The following is a 23,452-nucleotide window of genomic DNA, read 5'->3' as shown; positions in this document are numbered from 1 at the left end:
ATGAAAAAAATGAATATTAAAAAATTATCTTTTATATTAGCACTATCTTTTATGTTAACCTCATTAACCGGATGTTTAAGTAGTGAAGAAAGAAGAAAAGAAACAGGCGAAAGAGAAGTATATGAACTATATATTGCTTGTGACAGTCAAGAAGATACTGTTACAGGAATTTTTATGAATACTTTTGCTGACATTTTAGAAGAAAAATCAAATGGAAGAATTATAGTAAATAGATATCCGAATTCTCAATTAGGAGGAGATGGAGAAATAGCGGAAGCAGTACAAAACGGAAATATTACTTTTGTAGTACAAACTTCCGCACCTCAAGTAACTTTTGTACCAGAGGCTGCAATATTTGATGCGCCAATGGCATTTAAAAATTTAGATGTTGCTAGGAAAGTACTTGATGGATCATTAACAGAGAAATTAAAAGAGTATTATGAACCGAAAAAATTAAGACTTTTAGGTATTGCAGATCAAGGATTTAGGGTTATGACCTCAAATAAACGAATTGAAAATATTGATAATTTAAATGGTATTAAAATAAGAACTATGGAAAATCCAAACCATATAGCTTTTTGGAAGTCTGTAGGTGCAAATCCCACTCCAATGGCTTGGTCTGAAGTTTATATAGGTCTACAACAGGGTTCTATTGATGCACAGGAAAATCCAATTGAAACAATTGTAGCCAGTAAGGTATATGAGCAACAAGATTATGTAATCAAAACGAATCATATTCTTCATACTCTTACACTAATAGGTTCTCCAAATGTTATTGATGATTTGCCAGAAGAATTGCAAAAAAATGTTTATGAAGCAGCTGATGAGGCTAAAGTTCTTGCAAGACAACAAACAGATGAACGTTCAGCCGGCAGAATAGAAATAGTTGAGCAAAGTGGAACTGAAATTCTTGAATACAACGAAGAACTATTCAATACTATGAAAGAAAGAAGTGAATCTGTTTGGCTGAATTTAGAGAAGCAGATTGGAAAAGAATTAGTAGATTTGTTAAGAGATGAAATATATAAAGCAGAAGTAGAACTAGGGCTTAATTGAGGTGATGAGTATGACAAATAGAATTCAAGGAACAACAGGTTTAATAGGTTTACTGGGAAATCCATTAAAGCATAGCAGATCACCACATATGCATAACTCTGCATTTGAAAAACTTAATTTAGACTATGTATATTTGTGTTTTGAATTGGGAAAAGAAGATTTAGAAAAGGGAATAGATGCTTTAAAAACATTTAATGCCCTTGGATCTAATATTACTTTTCCGAATAAACAAGAGGTATTAAAGTATCTTGATCATATTTCTGAGGATGCTGAGATAATCGGTTCTGTAAATACAGTGAAAATCGATCCAAATACGAAAGAAATTACGGGATATAATACTGACGGAGCAGGATTTATTGCTTCAATAGAAGAGCAAAACATTGATTATAAAAATAAAAAAGTAGTATTAATAGGAGTGGGAGGAGCCGGGCGTGCAATTGCAATTCAGTTAGCTTATGAGGGTGTTAGTGAATTGATAATTAAAGAACTAGATGAGAAATTAGCTAGCGAAGTAAAAAAAACTATTGAGGATAATATTAAGACCTGTAAAGTAAAATTGATAGGAGACGAAGAAGCTTTAACTGAGGAACTTAAGGATTCTGTTTTACTGATAAATGCTACTCCTTTGGGAATGAAAGGAAGAGAAGAAATGTGTGCTATTTCCGGCCCGGGAGTTATACCAAGTAGAGATATTTTTGTTTATGACATTGTATATGATCCAAGAGAGACTAAGTTAATGAAATATGCAAAGGAAGCAGGATGTAGAACTTGCAATGGAATTAATATGATGATTTGGCAAGGAGCCTTGGCTTTTAAAATATGGCTTGGTGTAGATATGCCGCAAGATTATGTAAGAAAAGAGTTGTTTGAGGAGTCTTAAAATGAATAATAAAAAAACTGTTGTAGTTGGTATCGTAGGTGCCGGATATGGATCTACTCTTCATTGCGAAGCTTATAAGAAAGTAAGCGGAGCAAATATTAGAATTAAATATATTTCTGATATTGACGAGGAATTAGCTACTGCAAAAGCAAGAACTTATAATATTGAAAATATCACCACTAATTACAAAGATATTTTAAATGATAAAGAAGTAGATATTTTGGATATTTGTACTCCGCCAATGTTACATGAAGAAATGATTATAGAAGGGCTTCGTGCAAATAAGCACGTTATATGTGAGAAACCGCTCATAGGATATTTTGGTGAGAGTGGAGATAAAGTGCCAATAGGTTTAAATGTTAGTAAGGAGCATATGTATAATTCAGTTTTAAAATCTTTAGATAAAATTAAAACTGAATTGGAAAATAGTGAAAAATTTCTTATGTATGCAGAAAATTTTGTATATGCTCCAAACATTTTAAAAGCAGCGGAAATAATGAAATCTAAGAAGACGAGGCTACTGTTTTTAAAAGGTGAAGAGAGTTTGAAAGGATCTAGTTCTTCATTAGCAGGACAATGGAGTGGCACCGGAGGAGGATCACTTATTAGATTAGGTTGTCATCCTCTAGGTGGCATAGTCTATTTAAAGAAGGTTGAGAATTCTTATAGTGAAGATAGGATTGAAGTTGAAAGTGTAATAGCAGATGTTGGTTCAATAACCAAAAATATTTCTGAAAAAGAATTGAAATACCATACGGTAAATATAGAAGATGTGGAGGACTTTTCAAATATCACTATTACTTATTCAAATGGCAGCAAGGCTATAATAATAGCCTCTGATACAGTCTTGGGAGGAACAAAAAATTATGTTGAAATATACGGTAATAATCTTGCAATGAACTGTAATTTAACTCCTATAGATGCTTTAAATTGTTATATGTTAGATGATGACGGTATGGAAGGTATAAAATTTTCTGAGATGTTACCTACTGCTGTTGGATGGAATAAAGCTTTTATTGCTGATGAGATTATGAGAGGGTATACTGGAGAATTAGAAGATTTTGTTATGTCTGTAGTAGATAACAGAGAACCAATATCTAATTTTGATATTGCATATGATACTATTAGAATTATCTATGCTGCTTACTTTTCGGCTGAAAGTGGAAAACGAATATATTTATAGAAAAGGTGATAGTTTTGGATTTTGAATTTTCATTAGCTCAATTGACAGTGTTAAATTCATCACCTATTGAAATAGCCAAAATAGCGCATAATTGTGGATATAACTATGTTAGTTTAAGACAAATTTATATGGGTTTAAATAATGAAATAAGATATGATTTAAAAAAAGATAAAAAAATGAAAAATGAATTAAGGTCTTATTTAAAAAATACTGGTTTAAAAGTATTAGATATAGAGTTGGCTAGAATTTTTGATGGGGTGGAAATAAAAGAATATGAAGATGCTATGGAAACAGCAGTTGATGTAGGTGCTAAACATATACTCAGCAGTATTTGGACCGAAAATAAAGGTTATTATATTGAAAAATTTAATGAGCTATGTGAATTAGCTAGTCAATATAATTTAACTGTTGATTTGGAGTATGTACCAATAGCTGGAGTAAAAAACTTAGACGATACTTTAGAGGTAATTAAAAATACTGACTTTGATAATGCAGGTATTATGATAGATACACATCATGTTCATAGAGCAAAGGATAATCCTAAAAGATTAATGGAGATACCTGAAAAATATTTTAATTTCGCACATATTTGTGATGCATCAAAATTAATACCGAAAGAAAAAGATGAGATGACTAGAATTTTAAGAGAAGAAAGATTATATTTAGGTGAGGGAGGAATAGATATTAAAGATATTTTAAACAATATGCCAATAGTACCTTATTCAATAGAATTGCCTAATTTAAAAAAAGTTTCTCTAGTTGGTTATGAAGAACATGCAAAACAGTGTTTAATTTCAGCAAAAAATTATTGTGAGAAGTATGTTCATGGTAGGTATAGTTACCCGAAGGAGGCCTAAATGAAAAAAATAACTATTTGTGAAGTTGGCCTTAGAGATGGTTTACAAAATGAGTGTTCTTTATTGACAACTGATGAAAAAGTAGATTTATTAAATGATATTACAGAAGCAGGTTACAGTATAATTGAGGTAGGTTCATTTGTAAGTCCTAAAGCGGTACCTCAAATGTCCGATACGGATGAAATTTTTAAAAAAGCAAAATTAAAACCTGATGTTGAATACCGTGCTTTAATTGCAAATTTAAAAGGTGTAGAGAGAGCAATTAACTGTGGTTGTAAAAAGGTGAAACTAAATGTTTCGGCTAGTAAGCCGCACAATCTTGCTAATTTAAATATGACTCCAGAAGAAAGTGTAAAAGGATTTGAAAATTGTGTAAAACTTGCTGTTAAACATGATATTGGAATTTCCGGTTCTATTTCCATGCCTTTTGGTTCTCCTTGGGATAGTGAAATACCTATTCAAGATGTTGAAGAAATTGTTGAAGCTTATTTAAGTGTGGGAATAAAGGAAATATCGTTATCAGATGCAGCAGGTGTTGCATACCCTGATCAAGTTTTTAAGTTTAGTAAACATTTTAAAGAAAAATTTCCTAATGTTAAATGGATATTGCATTTCCACAATACAAGAGGGCTTGCTATTGCAAATATTTTAGCTGGTATTGAAGGAGGAGTTGATCACTTTGATACAGCTTTTGCAGGACTTGGGGGATGTCCTTTCGTACCGGGTGCGGCAGGTAATGTTTCTTCTGAAGATGTATTGCATTTATTTGACTTAATGAATTTAAAAACAGAAATCAATTTAGACAAAGTAATATCTATTGGGAAAAAAGTTGAAGGATTAGTCGGACATAGGGCTGATAGTTATATATTACGAGCAGGTAAAGCTGGAGATTTAGTAAAGAATCTGCCTAAGGGGCAAGGGAAAAATTATACTAAAACTTGCTCATAAATTATAAGATTTTTATCGAAACTCAAAGTTAAATAATTAGCTTTGAGTTTTTTAATAGTATAAATACTTAAAAATATTTATATTTATTTTAATTTAAAGTCATAGTTCTTGACTTTAAAGCAATCCATTGTTAATATATTAATTGAAAATTGTGATTTTTACAATATTTGGAGGTTCTAATGAAAGTATCAATTGTATTGGGAAGTATAAGTGACAAGAAAATAAGTGACGAGATAGTATCTGTATTAAAAAAATTTGGAATAGATTATGAATTAGAGGTAATTTCAGCTCATAGAACACCAGAGAGAGCCTATGAGTTTGCTAATACAGCAATTGAAAGAGGTGTTGGAGTAATTATATCAATAGCCGGTAAAGCCGCTCATTTAGGTGGTGTTATTGCTGCTAACACAACTCTTCCCGTAATAGGAGTTCCAGTAAAATCCTCTACTTTAGATGGATTAGATGCATTATTATCTACAGTTCAAATGCCTTCCGGTGTTCCTGTTGCATCTGTAGCTATTGATGGAGGTAAGAACGCGGCACTATTAGCAATTGAAATTCTTGCAGTTAGCGATGAAAATCTTAGAGCTAAATTAGTTGAACACAAAAACAAATTAAAAGAAGATGTCAAAAAAATGAATGAAGAATTACTAAAGGAGGAATAACATGAATCATGACTCTAAAATTAAAAGTGAACAGACTGATAATTTATTTGAGGCAATTTTAACTTTGGAAACAATTGAAGATTGCTATAGATTTTTTGAAGATATATGTACTGTTAAAGAAATTCAAGCAATATCTCAAAGGTTACAAGTTGTAAAGCTTTTAATAAAGAACAAGACCTACCATGAGATTGAAGAGGAGACAGGGGCTAGTACTGCTACTATTTCAAGAATTAATAGATCTTTGAATTATGGCGCTGATGGTTATAAATTGGTATTGGAAAGACTTAAATTTACTGCTGATGATGAAGAAAATTAAATAGTATTAGTATTAATTAACAAGGAAGTAAGAATAAATTAATTCACTACTTCCTTGTTGCTTTGTAGATTCAATAAATCTTTATCGCTTATAACTATAGTTTCATAGTTAATATATGAAACTAATCCCGGCATTTTTGCAGGATGTCTTTTTACATTTTTCTTTAATGTATAGTCGACTTCAATATTGTTGGAATTTTTTAAAGAACTATTAAAAGCGGCAATAATAGCAGCTTCTTTAATTGATTTCATAGAAAAATCTCTTCCATCTTCTTTTAAAATAACATGTGAGCCGGGAGCATCTTTAACATGAAACCACATATCACTTTTCCGGGCAAATTTCAAAGTTAATTCTTCATTTTGGCGATTGTTTTTACCTGCATAAATTTTATAACCCTCACTTGAATTATATTCTAAGAAAGTCACTTTTTTGTTTTTTTGCCTTTTGTTTCTACCTTGTTTTTTAAGATAACCCATATCAACTAATTCATCCCTGATATCTTCTAAGTCCGAAATAGAATCTGATAACTCAATATTTAAAAGAACGCTATTTAAATAATTTACTTTATTTTTATTTACATCAATTTCATTATTTAAAATACCTACTGCATTTTTCAATTTAGAATACTTTTTATAATATTTATTTGCGTTTTGTTGAGCACTTAGCTTTTCATCTAAGGGGATAGAAATGATTTTCATATTGTCATAAAAGTTTTCAAGCTCAATGGATTTAATTCCTTTTTCAATTTTATAGGAATTAGATGATATTAAATCACCATATATTTTAAACTTTTCTCTATCTATTGCTTCATTTAACTCTTCTGATTGTTTTTCTAATTTTTTAACTGTTCTATCTAAATGATTTTTGACTATCCTTTTTAAAGAATTACTTTTTTCATTTAAAGCTTGAGATTTTTCTTTATGACTATAATAATCATCTAACAATGCTGAAATAGAATCATAGGATATTTTCTCTGCCTGCGGAAACATTTGTAAATCTAATGAAGAGAATTCTATAATCTTGGCATCAGACTTAATAAGAATTGGACTAAACTCATTATTTTTTAACTGATTAATAAGTGATTTTAGCGCTTGAATAAAAAGTATATATTCTTCATCATTTAAACTGGAAAATATTCTATCATCATCTAAATTAGCTCTATAAGTAACTTCTCTAGAAATTAATGGACTTATTCCGGTAAAAGTGTTAATTAAGTTATTTTTAAGTGTTTTATTTTTATCAAAATTATTAATTGCCTCTTCAAAAATTTCTGGATCAAGAGGATTATACTTAGTTGATATAAGTGAAGCACTGTAGGTTAGACCAGGTAAAATTTCTCTTATTCTACTGGTGAAAGAATTAACTCTTTTAATAGAATCATAAATATTATTAGTATCTGTTTCAATTAAAATAATATTGGAATGTTTTCCCATAATTTCAACCACCAGAGATTTATTTATTAAATCTCCCAATTCACTTTTAGATAAAAAATCAATTTTAAATATCCTATCCATTTTATACTGTTTAATATCAAGAACTCTTGAATTTTCCAAGTGTTTTCTAAGTAACATACAGAATGCCGGAGGTATTGTCGGATTTTCATAGGACACATCTGTAAAATAAACTCTTGGACTGTTACTAGCGGCACTTATTAATAATTTATATCTTCCTTTATTACCTCTAAAATTAAAAATTAATTCTTCTTTAGAGGGTTGGTATATTTTTTCTACTTTGGAATTAATTAAATTGTTTTTTAATTCTTCAATTACAGCTTTTAGTACTGTTCCATCATATGCCATATTTTTCACCTACTTCTTAACAATTATAACATATAGTATAAAAAGTAATTAATTATTAACTATTAAGATTTGATATAATAATTTAAGAAATTTGTAAATCTTTACTAATAATTATTTAAAATATATTTGGTACTATAAATATGGAGGAAAGACATGGAAAAATACAAAATACTTGTAGCTGAGGATGACAAAGCTATTAGAGATTCTATAGGGATTTATTTAACTAATTCAAATTATGATGTAGTATATGCAGAAAATGGGAAAGATGCAATTGAGAAATTCCAAAATGAAAAAATCGATTTAGTAATTATGGACTTAATGATGCCTGAGATGTCAGGTGAAGAAGCTATTATAAAATTAAGAGAAAAAAGTTTTGTTCCTATCATTATTTTATCTGCTAAATCAGAAGACTATGATAAGGTAATAGGCTTAAATATAGGTGCAGATGACTATATAGTCAAGCCTTTTAATCCTCTTGAATTAATGGCAAGAGTAAACTCTAATATAAGACGACTTTATCAATATCAAAATTCAAATGATACTGCAGATTACATTGAAATCGGAGGTATTAAATTAAATACCTTGGAAAAAAACGTATATGTAGATGGCGAGAAAGTATCTTTAACTTCGCTTGAATATAAGATTTTAGAATTGCTAATGGAAAATCCAAATAGGGTATTTTCAATTGATGAGATTTATGAAAAAGTTTGGAATGAACCTGCAATTGAGCCTAAAACCGTTACAGTTCACATAAGAAGAATTAGGGAAAAAATAGAATTTGATCCTAAAAAGCCAATATACTTAAAAGTTGCTTGGGGTTTAGGATATAAATTTGTCAACCCTAAAAGGAGGAATTAATATGAATGAAGATATTAACAATTATAGTACTGGTGGTGAAGAAAAGAAAGAGAAGCTTTCAATTAGGTATAGTACTAAAGAAATTTGGATTTTAATTCTAATTATAAGTGTTATTTCAATTTTGGGAAATTATTTAATCAATAGTAATATCAGCTGGAACAATATTGACGATAATAGTAGAGAAAATTTTTATTCTAATGCATTTTATAATAAATTAAATCTTACTTTTAATGGATATGATCAATATTCAGGTGATGAGGAGTTAGTAAAATATCATTTAAGGGCTTATGGACCCACAAATTATGAATTTACAGAGGAGTTTAAAGAGAAATATCCGGATATAGTAGTTGTAAGAAATAATTTCACTAATGAAATAGTTGACAGATTTAATATAAATGATTTAGATGATTTATCTGAAATAAAAGAAGATTATTTTTATGAGGGAGATTCCTTTACCTTTAGTAGTGATATAACTGAAAAACCTAACTATGTAGTGGAGAAAAAGTCAAATCTGGATTCTTTTGATGGAACTGATCCTCAAGAGATTGATTTCACTAAAAATGAAATTGGCTTTAAGGGATATTTTGAAAATGGAAAATTAACGTTAACCTCTACAAATAAGGGAAATTTAAAAAATGAAAATGAAAGAATTGTTTTTAATGCTTTAAGAACTTCAGTAGATAGATATTTTTCTGATTTTAATAATGATTCACCTTCTTATTCACCTCATAAAATAAACTTTTATATTTCAGTTGATTTAAGTTCTAATGCTTTTAAAAATTTGGAAAATGAAATGTATTCTAGAAATAATGAAGAGACCATGTTTTTTACATCTCTAGCATCTGTTTTGATAGCCTTATTCGTGATAGCTGTCTTTGCAAGTATTACAGATTATAAAAAGGCTAAAAATGTAGGATTTTATAAAGGGATTTCAAAGTTCCCTATAGAAATAGTGATGGTACTTTTGGGAATATTACTATTTGGATTCCTAGCTGGAATAATGGTTCCTTTTACTGATTATCCTGTTAGTTTAAAAGAGTTTACTTCAAAAAACTATATTGTATATCTAATTGAATTTTTAGTGGTATTCTTCACAAGTGTTACAGTATACTATGGAATACATGGGCTTAAATCCATATATAATGAGGGTGGAAAATCCTTTGTATTTCATAACTCTATTACAATCAGAGCGGTAAAATGGGTATTTAGATTTTTTAAAAACATATATGTAAAGATAAAAGATAAAATTTTTAGTACTTTTGACAATTTAGATGCCTTAAATAAAAAAAATATTTTAATATTATATTTCGGCTTAATAATATTTGGAATATTTGCCTGTAGTATAGTAGTAAGGCCGGGACTTTCTTTCATAGTTTGGATTTTATGGGTATTTTTTATAACTACACTTTTTAATTATGCTAAGAAGTATTACTTAGATTTAGTTAATATAAGTGAAAAATCAAAAATTATTTCAGAGGGAAACTATGATGTAAAGATAAATGAAGATAATACAACCTTTAAAGATATTGCTCACAGCTTTAATGTAATTGGAGATAATTTAAATGAAGCCGTTGAAAAAGCCATTAAATCTGAAAGACTAAAAACTGAACTTATTACAAATGTTTCTCATGATTTAAAAACTCCTTTAACATCAATTATTAATTATTCTGAGTTAATAGTAGATGAGGAAAGTGATTTTGAAAAACAAAAAGAATATGCAAAAATAATTCATGAAAAATCTTTAAAGTTAAAAAAGTTAATTGAAGATTTATTTGAAGTAACTAAAGTAACTAGTAAGAATATAGAGCTACATTTTGAAGATATTGATTTTAAACAACTGGTAAATCAAATTGTAGGTGAGTGGTCTGATAAGTTTGAAGAAAAGAGACTGGATATTAATATGAATATTACAGATAACCCTGTAGTGTTAAATCTAGACGGAAATAAAACATCAAGAATATTAGATAATTTATTCTCTAATATTTATAAGTATACTTTAGAAGGAACTAGAGTTTATATTGATTTAGAAAATAATGATGCAGCAACTCTTGTAATAAAGAATATATCAAAATATCCTTTAAATATTTCAGCTGATGAGCTAATGGAAAGATTTACAAGAGGTGATAGTTCAAGACAGACTGAAGGATCGGGATTGGGTTTATCTATTGCAAGTTCTTTAGTTGATGCTCAAGGAGGAAGTTTTGAAATAGAAATTGATGGTGACCTATTTAAAACCATAATTGAATTTGAATAACAGCAAAGCATTTAATAGCTATATTTAACTATTAAATGCTTTTTAATTATTTAACAATATAGGAGTCTACAATTTCACCATAGTAAGCAATATGTATATCTTTATTTGCTCCGTGGAAAGTACTGTCAACATCATTCGGATAGAATTTAGACAAATCTTCTTTAGAAATTTCTTCTTTATTTTGTTTTTGCTTGTAAATGATTTTACACTCAAGAGTTAAAGGCAGTTCTTTAATAGCGGGTACTGTTACAATACTTGGTTCTTCAATTGTCAAATTTAAGTCCTTAAACTTATCAACATTATGTCCGGAATTAGTACCACAATAGTTTATTATATTTCTATCAAAATCGCCATAAGGAATATTAACAGTAAACTCGGGGTTAGTATCAAGCAAAGATTTAGTAAAACGATTTTCTCTTATAAAAGTAATAAAAATTAACTTATTCCACTCAACACCTAACATTCCCCAAGAAATAGTCATGGAATTTAATCTATCATTAGCCTTTGCAGTAATCAGAAAACCATTTTTTAGTTCGTTAAAGATATGACTTGAATATTCAAGGGCATCTACTTTTGTTTTCATAATTTACCTCCTTATTAATATTTACTATTATATTACAAATTTGTCTTTAAAAGTTTTTTATTATTTAAATATGGCTAGTTAAAAAATAATAGATATTTCTCTGATTGTTCTAATTCCACACATAATATATAATATGTGTGGTGATAATATGAATAATATTTTAGTAGTGGAAGACGATATTGATATAAATAACCTTCTAGTTGAAATTTTAAAATCTCAAAATTATACTGTACAAAGTGCATTTACAGCTCGAGAGGCGCTTTTATTAATGAAACTTAGTAAATTTGACCTTATAATTTTAGACTTAATGATGCCAAATATGCCAGGTGAGGAGTTTATAACTGAAATTCGAAAAGATAATGATATAGCCATAATTGTAATAAGTGCAAAATCTTCAAAGGAAACAAGGATAGATGTTTTAAAAAGAGGAGCAGATGTGTTTTTGGAAAAACCTTTTGATAAAGATGAAGTACTGGCTCAAGTAGAAGCTACATTAAGGCGCTATAAAGAATATGGATATTCAGAAGAAGAAATCTTAATATTTAAAGATATTGATTTAAATTTATCTACTATGGAGGTAAGGGTGGAGAATAAACCTGTAAAACTAACTCCAATTGAATTTAATATTCTAAAGCTTTTAATATCTAATCCTAAAAAAATTTTTACAAAGGAAAATATTTATTCTTCAGTATGGGATCAGGAATATGCTTACGATGCAGATACTGTTAACTCACATATTAGTAACTTACGAAACAAATTAAAAAAAATAAATGAATATGATTATATTGAAACTATATGGGGCATGGGTTATAGGCTTAAGTAAGTAAAATCTTTAGAAATAATTTAGATATTCTTTAAAATATTATTAGCTTCATAGACGATAATACTTTCAGGAGGTCAAAATGGAAAAGTTAATAGAGATTAAAGAATTAAATAAAAGTTTTGGTAATGTTAAAGCCTTAGACAATTTAAATTTTAACCTATATAGTGGTGATATCTATGGATTGGTGGGCGAAAACGGAGCCGGAAAATCTACACTCCTAAAAGTTATTGCAGGTCATATAAATAAGACCAGCGGTAGTTGTACTGTTTTAAATATGGATTTAGATAAGAGCTTTGAATTTAGAAAAGAATGTGGTTTTTTAATTGAAAGTCCGGCTTTTTACTCTTATATGACCGGTATTAAGAACTTAAATTACCTTGCAGAGCTAAGAAATATAAAAATAGATAATGAAATATTGGAAATTGCTGAATTTTTTAACATTGACAGTGTCTTAAATAAAAAAGTCAAGGGATATTCAACTGGTATGAGGCAAAGATTGGGCATATTGGCAGCAGTAATGCATAAACCCAGAATTTTGATATTAGATGAGCCCATAAACGGTTTAGACCCGTCAGGAATAATTGATTTGAGAAATTTTCTCTTAAAGATAAATAAAGAATGGAATACAACAATAATTGTGTCTTCTCATATACTTAATGAATTATCTCAAATTGCTAACAGAATAGGAATAATTAAAAATGGAAGTATGCTTGAAGAAATTACTTTAGAAGATTTAAAAGAGAGAAATAAGAAGTTTTTGAAGTTAGTTCCTTTTGAAAAAGAGGAGCTTCCAAAAGTAGTTAATATACTAGAGGAAAAACTAAAAATTTATGATTTCAAAGTAATGCCTAACTCTGTTATAGAAATTTATAGTGGGGCAGATAGACTGATTATTCAAAAGACTTTAGCAAAGAATGATATTTATTTAAGTTCAATCTCAATAGAGGAAAATACATTGGAGGAATACTATATGGATTTAGTAGGAGGTGGCGAAAATGATATATTTAAAAGCTGACCTGAAACGAAATCTTATGAAGACATCGACTATAGTATCTCTCTTAATTGTAATAGTATTAATATTTTTAGGGAATTGGCTAGTTTATATTAGTTTAACAAATAATTTAAATACTTCGGCAGAGATAGGATTTCCATTTCCTCTAAGGGTAGGGTTTAATATAGTACTTAATTCATCAATTATTGTAAGTTTTATTATAGGAAGCCTTGTTATTACAGATGAGCATAAGGAACGAGGATACTTAAGGATATTGGAATCAGGATATAGTAGAAGTTCAATAGTAATAGTTAAATTTTTAGAAATGATATTGCTGTGCTCTATTTTTTTAATAGCAGGTCTGGGATTTCACTGTTTTTTAAACTATTTATTCTATGGATGGGATTATAATAGTACAGTTATATTGATAAACTTTGCAAAAACATTTACTCTTGCGTTAATTCCAATATTTTTTGTATTAATTTTAACTATTTTAATGTATTTAGTTTTTAAAATTGAATCTATTGCTGTTGGTGCTACTATTTTTATATTTTATTATTTGGGAAATGCTTTAAATATGATAAATATGTTTTTAAAATTAAACATAATTAGTGACATTGCTAACCTACTGCCAAATAGAACTTTATCAATGATAACTTCTATTTTTATGGATAACTCATTGGAAAATATTAATAGCATTTCTTTTGGTAACAGTTTTTATGAATTGAGATTCAATATATTATTTTGTATATTTTTAATAACAGTAACTTTCATAATTTCATTAATAATTGTAAAGAGGAAAAATTTTGATTAGTAAAATTTTAATAATAATATTGGGGATAATGATTATATTTTTGCTTTATAAACATTGTTCCCTTAAAAATAATATTAAAAAATTAAATATAGATTTAGAAAGTAAAATAAAAAACGAAAACAATACTAAAATTGCCAATAATACTTCAGATAGAAATTTTAACAAACTTGCAGATAATATTGAAATTTTAATTAAAAAAAATAGAGAAAATATAGTTTTAAAGAATCAAATTGAAAAAGATTATAAAGATTTAATGGCTAATTTATCTCATGACTTAAGAACTCCTTTAACGTCCATTATTGGATATATATCTTTAATAAATACCGATGATGAAGATTCCAAAAAATATATTAAAATAATTGGTGAAAAGTCTACTTATTTAAATAATTTAATTGAAAAGTTTTATGAATTTTCACTATTATCCGGTATTGATAATAGTAGTGAAGAATTAAATTATTTGGATTTGAAAGAGATGCTTTATTCAATTGTCTTTGAATATTACAGCGGTTTTGAAAACTTAAATCAGAATATAGAGATAAATTTTAATAATGACAATAGTTTGGAAGTTTTAAGCTCCAGTAAATTACTTTCTACGGTATTTCACAATATAATTGATAATATATTGAAATATTCATTGGGAGATAATCTTATTGAATTGGAAGAATCAGAAAATTATATTAAAATATTTTTTTCCAATAAAACAAATTTAGATGATGGGAACTATAACTTTTTATTTAATAGAGGCCGAGTTATAGATAGCTCAAGAAAATATTCTACAGGAATAGGGCTGGCCATAGTAAGTGTGGCAATTAACAAATTAGAGTATATGGGGAATATATTCGTCAAAGATAAGAGATTTTATATTGAGATTACAATAATTAAGAACACCCCAAAGGTTAAATACACATAACCTTTGAGGTGTTTTGTCATTCACTAATTACACTTTTAGTTAAATTTCTAGGATGGTCAACGTCGTTACCCTTAGCTAAGGCAGTGTAGTACGCAATTAATTGTTCTGGTACTACTGCCAACATAGGAACAAGTAAATCAATAGTTTTAGGTATTAAAATTGTAATATCTGAATTGTTTTTCAATACTTCATTTTCTTCAGTGCCTATAGAAAAAACTTTTGCTCCCTTGTCTTTTAACTCAGAAACATTAACAGTTGTTTTTGCATCCAAACCACTTTGTGCTGCAACTGCAATTATTTTAGAAGTTTCATCTATAATAGCCATAGTACCATGTTTTAATTCTCCGGCAGGGAAGGGTTCTGAATGAATATATGAAGTTTCTTTTAATTTTAAAGATCCTTCTTTAGCTGTTATAAAGTCTGACCCTCTGCCAATATAAAACATTGAATTTACTTCTTTAAGTTCTTTAGCGATTTCTTTATATGCAGTTAAATCTTTTAGTACAATATTGATTTTTTCAGGTATTTCTTTAAGAGAAGCAAGTACTTTATCAAAAGTTTGAGTATCAATAGCTTTTAATTTTAATGCAATGTCTAAAGACAACAAAAACAAAACTGTTAGTTGAGCCATATATGCTTTTGTAGAAGCTATAGATATTTCAGGTCCTGCATTGCAAAACATTGATTTCTCAGTCATATTAGCAATTGTTGAATCCATAACATTAGTAATGGACAAAGTTTTAGCTTTGTACCTAATCCCTTTTTCAAGAGCTCCAATGGTATCTGCAGTTTCTCCAGACTGACTTATTACAATTAGAAGAGTTTTTTCATCAATAAAAACATCATTGTATCTAAATTCAGATGCAATATCAGTTATAACAGGTATACCGGTAAGCATTTCTAAGGCAAATTTACCATTTTGACCGGCATGAAGTGCCGTTCCGCAAGCTACAATATAGATTTTGTCAATTTGCTCTAGTTCCTCTTTGGAGAAATTGGAATTATATATCTCCTCTCTATTTTCTAGAATATTTTTCACTACTTTTGGTTGTTCATAGATTTCTTTTAACATATAATGTTCAAATCCATCTTTTGAAACTTGTGTGCTATTATCTTTGTTGTTCATAATAAACCTCCAATATATATTAGAGCCACTGAACCTTTTTTGTATTATAATTACTTATAATTTTTGTAAGGCACTAAGGCTGTGGTACCTTTGGAGTATCCGCCGAACATTTCGATAACTCCACTCCTCGTCATCCCTATAAATTTGGGATCAGGCGCTTATTCAGTTTTTCTCCCTAAAAATTTTATCATATTAAAAATTGTATGTAAAGAAAAGTGTTTTATGTTAAACTGTATCAAGGAGTTGTGATTAGATGAAATACATAAAAAAATATTATATATATGATTTCTTATGCAGCAGAAATAAGCTGACTTATACAAATTTAGTTAATATCTTATTAGAAACTTCCAATGAACAGAGCATTATAAACAATGCCACAACTGAAGACTTACTTAAACTTAATAAAACGTGGATGATTTATAAATGGAAATTTAATTTAATAAGACCTATAAGACCAAGAGAAACTATAGAGGTTGAAACGTGGGCTGCCGGATTTGAGAGACTAAATGCTTTTAGAGAATTTCAAGTGCTTGATGAGAATTCAAATATTATTTTAAAGGCAAGTGCAGTTTTTTTAGTAGTTGACTTAAAATTACTTAAACCCATTAGAGTTCCAGAAGAAATTATAAATAAATATAACATTGTTAGTAAAAGGAATTTTCAAAAAATCGAACGAATTAAACCTTTAGAAATTAATTTACAATGTAATAAGTTTAAAATTCGAAAGTCTGATATTGATATTAATGGTCATGTAAATAATGTAACTTACATTGATTGGATTGAAGAGAGTTTAACTGAAGATTTGTATAGCAATTATTTTATTTCAAATTTAAATTTAATTTATAATAGAGAAATAAGAAATTGTGAATTTGTAGAAGTCTACAATGATAATTCATATAATTATTTTGAAATTAAAACAGATGAAGTCAATGCGAAAGCTACAGTAACCTTTGATAAAATCCTTGAATAATAAGTAAATATATGTTATCATTTCAGCATATAATATTTTAACTTTATGAATTTGGAAATGAATTTGGAAATGAATTAAGAATTATTTTGATACAGAGTATACTTTATTTTAATTAGTTTCTCTACATTTAGCAAAGGATTGAAGTTACAAGGAGGTACTAATGAAAGGTAAAGTAAAATGGTTTAATAGTGAAAAGGGCTTTGGCTTTATAACAACAGAAGAAGGAGACGATGTATTCGCTCATTTTTCTCAAATTCAAAAAGATGGATTTAAAACTTTAGATGAAGGCCAAGATGTTGAGTTTGAAGTTGTTGAAAAAGAAAAAGGACCTCAAGCTGAAAATATAGTAGTATTATAATTTAAGCAGCTATAGGCTGCTTTTTTATATGGAGGAATTTATGGAAAATAAAGTATTGGCCGTAGTAAATGGAAAAGAAATTACAACTGAAGATTATAACTTTTTTCTAGAGACTTTGAATCCGCAAGTTAGAGCATATTTTACAAGTAATGGCAAGGAAAGTGAAATTGTAAATGAATTAATTTATCAAGAATTGCTATATTTAGATGCAATAGAAAATAATTTAGATAGTAATAAAGAATTTCTAGAAGTTTTAAATAAAACTAAAGCTTCACTTCTAAAAACCTATGCCCTGGGGAAACTTCTAGAAGATGTAAATGTTTCAGAAGAAGAAGTAGAAGAATTCTATAATTCCAATGTAGATAAATTTAAAACCACTAAATCAGTAAATGCAAGTCATATTTTAGTAGACAATGAGAAATTGGCAGAGGAAATACTGGAAAAACTAAATAATGGCGAAAATTTTGAAGAGTTGGCTTCTCAATATTCAACTTGTCCTTCAAAAGAAAAGGGAGGAAATTTAGGAACCTTTAACCCGGGACAAATGGTACCTGAATTTGATAATGCTGTGTTTTCAATGGAAGAGGATGAAATTTCTAAAGTAGTTAAGACGCAATTTGGATACCATATTATAAAAGTAAATGAAATAAATGAGCCTGAAGTGCAGAGTTTTGAAGAAGTTAAAGATGAAATTTCCAATGAATTAAAGAGAATCAGAGAACAAAATTTATATTTAAAGAAAATGGAAGAACTATCTAAAAAATACGAAGTTGAAATTAAAAAAGAAACTGGACTTTAATCCAGTTTCTTTTTTGCGTGATTTTTACTAAAGAAAAGAGGTATAATGATTATTATAAGGAGTAACTAAAATATGAAATTAGAACTGTTTGATTTTATAGATAATACGTTAGAGCTTTTACAAAATTATAATCCTGTATTGGAGAATATTTCTGAAAAATCAATTAAATTTATTAAAGAATTATTTTCCGATGACGAAAATTTTTTAAATATCTCGTTTAGAATCAAGTCTCAAAAAAGTTTAAGAGAAAAAATAATTAAGAATGACTTTTACTTTAAATATGAAAATCCTGAAGATGTGATTTTAAATTTAAGTGATTTAGTGGGAATTCGAATAGAGTGTAGATTTATAAAAGATGAGGAATATATTTTCAATGAAATAAAAGATAAATTTAATATCCCTGTAGGAAATGGTTACTTTAAGGCTAAAGAAGATTTTCCTTTAAAATTAAAACTTTCAGAAAAACAACCTCAAATTCAACAAAACGGCTTTGAAATATATAAAATTGATGGGATTTATGAATATGGCAAGAACATTTTTAGATTTGAGTTACAAATAAAGTCAATGGTCAATGTTTTCTGGGGTGAGATAGATCATAAAATCCTATATAAGAATTATAATTATATGTTGACTGAAGATTTTTTTAGGGAAATGATGTCATCTATTAAAGATTCTCTATCTATGGTAGATAGGCAGCTTATGATTTTATATGATCATATTTCTAATTTAGATATAAATACAGTGGTATCAGCTGAAAAACAACTAAACTATTTTTTATCTAAAATTATTCATGATGTATTTATAACTAAAATAAAAGAAGAGTTTGGTTTTGTTTTTAACTTCAAAAATGCAACTGATGTAATAGTTGAGTACTTACAAATGAAAGCAGTAAAGAGAAAAGAACTTTCCTATGGGGAAAACTTTGTTGCTTTAATTAATAAAATAAATGAAATAGCATACTTGGACATAAATTTGGAAGAAGAAATAAAAATTGAATTAGCATCTAATTACTTTGATGAGTTTACAAAAGATATTGGAAGTATAATTATAAGTGTCCTTAATAAGGATTTTTCATGGAATTTGTTTTTCAAGATTATATATCAAATAGAAGATGGAAACTATAATGAAATTTTTCAAGATTTTCTTTCCTTTATTAGATTTAAATATTCAATTTTATTCTTAAATTTCAAAGAAAATAATAAATTATCTGAAAAGGAAATAGATTATATTGAAGAGGAAACCTTAAAATCTGTAACTGAAATTTTTAGTGAAAATCATTCTTTAAGCTTTTTATTGGATTCTTCCATTTGTGTAATTAAGGAAATTTTTGAAAAAGGAGATGTCAGTAAAAAAACTAAAGAAAACTTATGTATTGATATTAATAAAAGTTTAAGGCTTTGTAGCGGATCTATATAAATTTAAAAATGTCCTAAGGTATAAATAATATAAAATAATACTGAAAATAAATTTGTATAAGCATAATTTTATTGGTTTTATAAATTAATGGAAATTATTTTGAACCAATAAAATTCTTTGTTAGATTTCTTTTAATTGATTTTAAATTAAAATATGTAATGAAGTATTTAAAGTATTAGAGTATAATAATAATTAACACAAAGGAGGAATAAATGAATAAGTTAGTTGATTTTGAACCTAAAAAGGTTTTTCATTATTTTGAAGAAATAACTAAAATTCCAAGATGTTCTCTTCAAGAAGATAAGATTGCAGATTATTTAGAAAAATTTGCAAAAGATCGTTCTTTAGAGTGTATAAGAGATCCTCATAATAATATAATTATAAAAAAAGAAGCTTCAAAGGGTTATGAAAATTCTCCGACTTTAATTATACAGGGGCATATGGATATGGTTTGTGAAAAAACTGAGAATTGCCAAATTGACTTTGAAAATGATTCTATTCCCTTTGAAATAGAAAATGGTTTGATTATATCAAAGGAAACCACCCTTGGTGCTGATAATGGAATAGCTGTAGCAATGGCTTTGGCTATTTTAGATGACAATACTGTACTTCATCCTAATTTGGAGATTTTAATAACTTCAAACGAAGAAAACGGAATGACTGGAGCTAGGAATTTGGATGGTTCTCTGCTTAAAGGAGAAATATTATTAAATCTTGATTCAGAAAGGGAAGGTGTAGCCTGTATAGCTTGTGCAGGAGGACAAAGAGAAGTTTTATCTTTTACTAAAACATTTAAAGAAGTAAAAGAGGATTTGGAATTTTATGAAGTTAGCATTTCGGGCCTTAAAGGAGGTCACTCCGGTCAAGAAATTCAAAAAGGTCTTGGTAATTCTCTTAAATTATTGGCTAGAAGTTTATATAATTTGAATTCCCAATTTAAAATTGAACTTGTCGACATAGAGGGTGGAGCAAAACCCAATGCAATACCAAGATATGCAAAAGCTATAATAGGAATTTCAAAAGATGATATATTGCAAATCCAAAATTTAATAGTTAAACTAAACAGAGATTTTGTAAAAGAATTTGGAAAAGTAGACCCTGATGTTAGGTTGAATTTTGAAAAGTCAGAAAATTTTAATAGAGTTTTAGAAAGCAATTTAAAAGATGACATTATTAATTTACTTAATGTACTTCCCAATGGAGTACAGAGTATGAGTAATGATATTGAAGGTTTAGTTGGAAGTTCAACTAATGTTGGAGTAATTGAAAGTTATGACGATAGAATAGATATTTTAGTTAATATAAGATCTGCACTTTCTTCACTAAAAGAAAGTATAGGAGATATTAATAAACTTTGTAGCGAAGCTTTTAATGCAAAATATACGATTTTAAGTTCCTACCCAGCTTGGGAATACAGGGAAGAGTCTTATATAAGAGATTTAGCTTCAAAGGTATATAAAGAGCTGTTTAATAAGGAATTGGAGCTTGAAGCTATACACGCTGGGCTTGAGTGTGGATTATTTAAAGAAACCATTGGTGATATTGATATGCTTTCAATAGGACCTAACATAAGAGGACCTCATGCACCGGGTGAAAATTTAGAAATTAAATCAACTGAAAGAGTATATACATTTGTACTTGAGATTTTAAAAAATTTAAAATAAATAGGAGGATATTATGAATAATAAATCCAATTGTAATCATGAACACGATCACAATCACAATCATGACCATAGTTGTTGTGAACATAATCACGATGATAATCACATCGATGAAGAATTTGAAACTATTGTACTGACTTTAGAGGATGATACAGAGCTAGAGTGCATTATACTAGGTATATTTGACTATGAAGATAGGTCTTATATAGCATTAGTTCCTGCGGAAGATGAAGAAGGCGATGAAGTATTACTTTATGATTTTGTAGAACTTGACAATAATGAAATTGAATTAAATGTAATTGAAGATGAAAGATTATTTGATGAAGTTTCTGAAGAATTTGAAAATTTATTTTTAGAGAAAGAGTGATTTTATTGAATACTAACTTTAATTTACCTTCTACTAGTGGTAAAAATGTAAGTTTAGACGACTATAAAGGAAAATACCTAGTATTATATTTTTATCCAAAGGATAATACTAGTGGTTGCACCTTAGAGGCTAATCAATTTTCAGAAAATTATTCTGAATTTAAAAAAGCTGGGGCTGAAATTGTAGGTATTAGTAAGGATTCAATTGCCAGCCACAATAGGTTTAAAGAAAAAGAGAATATACCATTTGAATTACTTTCTGATACAGAAAGAGAAGTTCATAATAATTTTGAAGTACTAAAACCTGCTAAAATGTATGGAAAAGATGTTATAAAGACTGTGAGATCTACTTTTATCTTTGATAAGGAAGGAAATCTTATAAAGGAATATCGAGATGTTAAGGCTAGGGATCATGCTCTGGAAGTATTGGAATTTATTAAAAGTTTATGATATATAGAAAATATTCAGATTATTTAAAAGAAGTTTTTAATGAAAAAGTGTATAAGCTTCCCATTAAGTTAAACTTAACCTGTCCAAACAGAGATGGTAAATTAGGCTATGGGGGTTGTAGTTTTTGTGGTGAAGAGGGTGGAAGCTTTGAAAATAGTTTTGGTACTATAGAAGAACAACTATTAAATAATAAAGAATTAATTAAAAACAAATATAATGCTAAAAAATTCATAGCATATTTTCAAAATTTTACTAATACTTATATTGATTTCAACGCTTTTAAAGCTAATATTGAGGAGTGTTTTATAGAAGATATAGTTGGAATTTCAATTTCTACTAGACCCGATTGCCTTCCGGATAAGTTTTTAGATTTTTTAGAAGAAGTCAATGAGAAATATATGGTAACTATAGAATTGGGATTACAAACAGCTAACTATAGAACTCTAAAAAAGATTAACAGGGGTCATGGGTTAGCGGAATTTATAGACGCGGTTTTAAGAATTCATAAAAGAGGTATCAGAGTATGCGTACATGTTATTTTAAACTTGCCTTATGATGATGAATTAGATACAATTGAAACTGCTCATATTTTAAACGCTTTAAGTGTTGAAGAAGTTAAAATTCATGCGCTCTATATTTTAAAGGGTACTGAATTAGGAAAATTATATGAAGAGGATAAAATAAATCTTATTTCATTAAATGAATATGAGGATAGAGTAATAAAATTTTTACAACATTTGGATAACAAAATAGTTATTCAAAGGATTATTGGTAGAGCACCTGAAGAAAATAGTTTATTTTGTAATTGGAATACCTCTTGGTGGAAGATAAGAGATAGTATTCTAAATAAAATGCAAGAAAATAATTTCTATCAGGGACAATATATGAGAAAGGATTTGATAGTATGATTAAGTATATTTTAGGGGCTAAAGGTGCAGGAAAAACTAGATGGTTAATTGATAATGCTAATGCAGATTATAAGAGCGGTAATGGTAATATTGCATTTGTAGAGGTTGATGATGACCACATCTTTAGTCTAGACTACAATGTAAGACTAATTAATGCAACAGATTATATTTTAGATGATGTTGAATCTTTCTATGGTTTTATCTGTGGCTTAATGGCTATGGATTACGATCTTCAAAAAATTTATATTGATGGTATTTACAAAGTTTTAAAATTAAATATTGAAGATCTTGAATATATTAAGAATAAACTTGATAAAGTTGAAGAAGCTGAAAATAGAGAGATTTATATAAATGTTAACTATCTTTTAGAGGACATGCCAGAGTCATTAAAAGAGCATGCCATAGAAGTAACTCCACAATAAGGTGATTTTGTTGAATAAAAAAACTATTAGAGTAATAGC

25 protein-coding genes are annotated in these 23,452 nt (G+C 28.1%); 22 read left to right on the top strand and 3 right to left on the bottom strand.

All coding sequences use genetic code 11. The features are described from left to right. The 7 genes from EF514_RS02730 (at position 1) to EF514_RS02700 (ending at position 5,905) form a co-directional block, all read left to right on the top strand. Positions 1-1,056: a TRAP transporter substrate-binding protein gene (locus EF514_RS02730; protein ID WP_127723600.1), complete on the top strand. Its 1,056-nt coding sequence runs from the start codon at positions 1-3 to the stop codon at positions 1,054-1,056. A 10-nt stretch (positions 1,057-1,066) separates the two neighbouring features. Next, on the top strand, positions 1,067-1,936 hold the full coding sequence (gene aroE, locus EF514_RS02725; protein WP_127723598.1) for a shikimate dehydrogenase: 870 nt from the start codon (positions 1,067-1,069) through the stop codon (positions 1,934-1,936). 1 nt (position 1,937) lies between these two features. Next, a complete protein-coding gene (locus EF514_RS02720) occupies positions 1,938-3,119 on the top strand; it encodes a Gfo/Idh/MocA family protein (protein ID WP_127723596.1) in 1,182 nt (393 codons plus the stop codon). Between the two features lie 14 nt (positions 3,120-3,133). Next, the gene (locus EF514_RS02715) at positions 3,134-3,976 is read left to right on the top strand and encodes a sugar phosphate isomerase/epimerase family protein (protein ID WP_127723594.1); all 843 of its coding nucleotides are present in this window, start codon (positions 3,134-3,136) and stop codon (positions 3,974-3,976) included. Continuing rightward, entirely contained in the window at positions 3,977-4,924 is a 948-nt protein-coding gene (locus EF514_RS02710) for a hydroxymethylglutaryl-CoA lyase (protein WP_127723592.1), read from the top strand. 179 nt (positions 4,925-5,103) lie between these two features. Continuing rightward, complete coding sequence (purE, locus tag EF514_RS02705; RefSeq protein WP_127723590.1) at positions 5,104-5,589, top strand: 5-(carboxyamino)imidazole ribonucleotide mutase; 486 nt, start codon at positions 5,104-5,106, stop codon at positions 5,587-5,589. A gap of 1 nt (position 5,590) precedes the next feature. Beyond that, a complete protein-coding gene (locus EF514_RS02700; RefSeq protein ID WP_127723588.1) occupies positions 5,591-5,905 on the top strand; it encodes a YerC/YecD family TrpR-related protein in 315 nt (104 codons plus the stop codon). Positions 5,906-5,943: 38 nt separating this feature from the next. On the opposite strand, the gene EF514_RS02695 is transcribed toward EF514_RS02700, so the two are convergent. Next, on the bottom strand, positions 5,944-7,704 hold the full coding sequence (locus EF514_RS02695; RefSeq protein ID WP_127723586.1) for an Rqc2 family fibronectin-binding protein: 1,761 nt from the start codon (positions 7,702-7,704) through the stop codon (positions 5,944-5,946). A 153-nt stretch (positions 7,705-7,857) separates the two neighbouring features. Here EF514_RS02695 and EF514_RS02690 point away from each other — a divergent pair, with 153 nt between their 5' ends. Both EF514_RS02690 and EF514_RS02685 read left to right on the top strand, forming a co-directional pair. Further along, complete coding sequence (locus EF514_RS02690) at positions 7,858-8,562, top strand: response regulator transcription factor (protein ID WP_127723584.1); 705 nt, start codon at positions 7,858-7,860, stop codon at positions 8,560-8,562. Position 8,563: 1 nt separating this feature from the next. After that, the gene (locus tag EF514_RS02685) at positions 8,564-10,816 is read left to right on the top strand and encodes a sensor histidine kinase (RefSeq protein ID WP_127723582.1); all 2,253 of its coding nucleotides are present in this window, start codon (positions 8,564-8,566) and stop codon (positions 10,814-10,816) included. Between the two features lie 46 nt (positions 10,817-10,862). Here EF514_RS02685 and EF514_RS02680 read toward each other — a convergent pair whose 3' ends face one another. Then, the gene (locus EF514_RS02680) at positions 10,863-11,399 is read right to left on the bottom strand and encodes a flavin reductase family protein (protein WP_127723579.1); all 537 of its coding nucleotides are present in this window, start codon (positions 11,397-11,399) and stop codon (positions 10,863-10,865) included. Positions 11,400-11,547: 148 nt separating this feature from the next. Between EF514_RS02680 and EF514_RS02675 the strand changes: the two genes are divergently transcribed. The 4 genes from EF514_RS02675 to EF514_RS02660 all read left to right on the top strand — a co-directional run bounded on the left by EF514_RS02675 (position 11,548) and on the right by EF514_RS02660 (position 14,937). Further along, positions 11,548-12,222 (top strand): response regulator transcription factor, encoded by a 675-nt coding sequence (locus EF514_RS02675; protein WP_127723577.1) that lies wholly within the window; start codon positions 11,548-11,550, stop codon positions 12,220-12,222. 79 nt (positions 12,223-12,301) lie between these two features. Continuing rightward, a complete protein-coding gene (locus tag EF514_RS02670; RefSeq protein WP_127723575.1) occupies positions 12,302-13,237 on the top strand; it encodes an ABC transporter ATP-binding protein in 936 nt (311 codons plus the stop codon). Beyond that, a complete protein-coding gene (locus EF514_RS02665) occupies positions 13,218-14,027 on the top strand; it encodes an ABC transporter permease (RefSeq protein ID WP_127723573.1) in 810 nt (269 codons plus the stop codon). Before EF514_RS02670 ends, EF514_RS02665 begins: the two co-directional genes overlap by 20 nt. Next, positions 14,020-14,937, top strand: coding sequence for a sensor histidine kinase (locus tag EF514_RS02660; protein ID WP_127723571.1), 918 nt, complete (start codon positions 14,020-14,022; stop codon positions 14,935-14,937). The genes EF514_RS02665 and EF514_RS02660 overlap by 8 nt, the downstream gene beginning before the upstream one ends. Positions 14,938-14,953: 16 nt before the next feature. Here the strand turns inward: EF514_RS02660 and EF514_RS02655 are convergent, their stop codons facing one another. Next, on the bottom strand, positions 14,954-16,063 hold the full coding sequence (locus tag EF514_RS02655; protein WP_127723569.1) for an isomerizing glutamine--fructose-6-phosphate transaminase: 1,110 nt from the start codon (positions 16,061-16,063) through the stop codon (positions 14,954-14,956). 253 nt (positions 16,064-16,316) lie between these two features. On the opposite strand from EF514_RS02655, the gene EF514_RS02650 reads away from it, so the two are divergent. The 9 genes from EF514_RS02650 to EF514_RS02610 all read left to right on the top strand — a co-directional run bounded on the left by EF514_RS02650 (position 16,317) and on the right by EF514_RS02610 (position 23,413). Next, positions 16,317-17,033, top strand: a complete 717-nt coding sequence (locus tag EF514_RS02650; protein WP_127723567.1) for an acyl-[acyl-carrier-protein] thioesterase — start codon at positions 16,317-16,319, stop codon at positions 17,031-17,033. Positions 17,034-17,193: 160 nt separating this feature from the next. After that, positions 17,194-17,391, top strand: a complete 198-nt coding sequence (locus EF514_RS02645) for a cold shock domain-containing protein (protein ID WP_127723565.1) — start codon at positions 17,194-17,196, stop codon at positions 17,389-17,391. A gap of 40 nt (positions 17,392-17,431) precedes the next feature. Continuing rightward, entirely contained in the window at positions 17,432-18,190 is a 759-nt protein-coding gene (locus EF514_RS02640) for a peptidylprolyl isomerase (RefSeq protein WP_127723564.1), read from the top strand. A 72-nt stretch (positions 18,191-18,262) separates the two neighbouring features. Continuing rightward, entirely contained in the window at positions 18,263-19,606 is a 1,344-nt protein-coding gene (locus EF514_RS02635; RefSeq protein ID WP_127723562.1) for a GTP pyrophosphokinase, read from the top strand. Positions 19,607-19,818: 212 nt separating this feature from the next. Further along, positions 19,819-21,270, top strand: coding sequence for an aminoacyl-histidine dipeptidase (locus tag EF514_RS02630; protein ID WP_127723560.1), 1,452 nt, complete (start codon positions 19,819-19,821; stop codon positions 21,268-21,270). Between the two features lie 13 nt (positions 21,271-21,283). Beyond that, entirely contained in the window at positions 21,284-21,634 is a 351-nt protein-coding gene (locus EF514_RS02625) for a DUF1292 domain-containing protein (protein ID WP_127723558.1), read from the top strand. Continuing rightward, complete coding sequence (locus EF514_RS02620; protein ID WP_127723556.1) at positions 21,631-22,083, top strand: peroxiredoxin; 453 nt, start codon at positions 21,631-21,633, stop codon at positions 22,081-22,083. The genes EF514_RS02625 and EF514_RS02620 overlap by 4 nt, the downstream gene beginning before the upstream one ends. Beyond that, entirely contained in the window at positions 22,080-22,991 is a 912-nt protein-coding gene (gene mnmL, locus EF514_RS02615; RefSeq protein WP_127723554.1) for a tRNA modification radical SAM protein MnmL/YtqA, read from the top strand. The genes EF514_RS02620 and mnmL overlap by 4 nt, the downstream gene beginning before the upstream one ends. Beyond that, entirely contained in the window at positions 22,988-23,413 is a 426-nt protein-coding gene (locus EF514_RS02610; RefSeq protein ID WP_127723552.1) for a hypothetical protein, read from the top strand. The genes mnmL and EF514_RS02610 overlap by 4 nt, the downstream gene beginning before the upstream one ends. Positions 23,414-23,452 lie beyond the last annotated feature (39 nt).

The sequence above is a fragment of the Anaerosphaera multitolerans genome, assembly GCF_004006535.1.
GTDB lineage: Bacteria > Bacillota > Clostridia > Tissierellales > Peptoniphilaceae > Anaerosphaera > Anaerosphaera multitolerans.
This window is presented reverse-complemented; position numbering and strand designations above follow the sequence as displayed.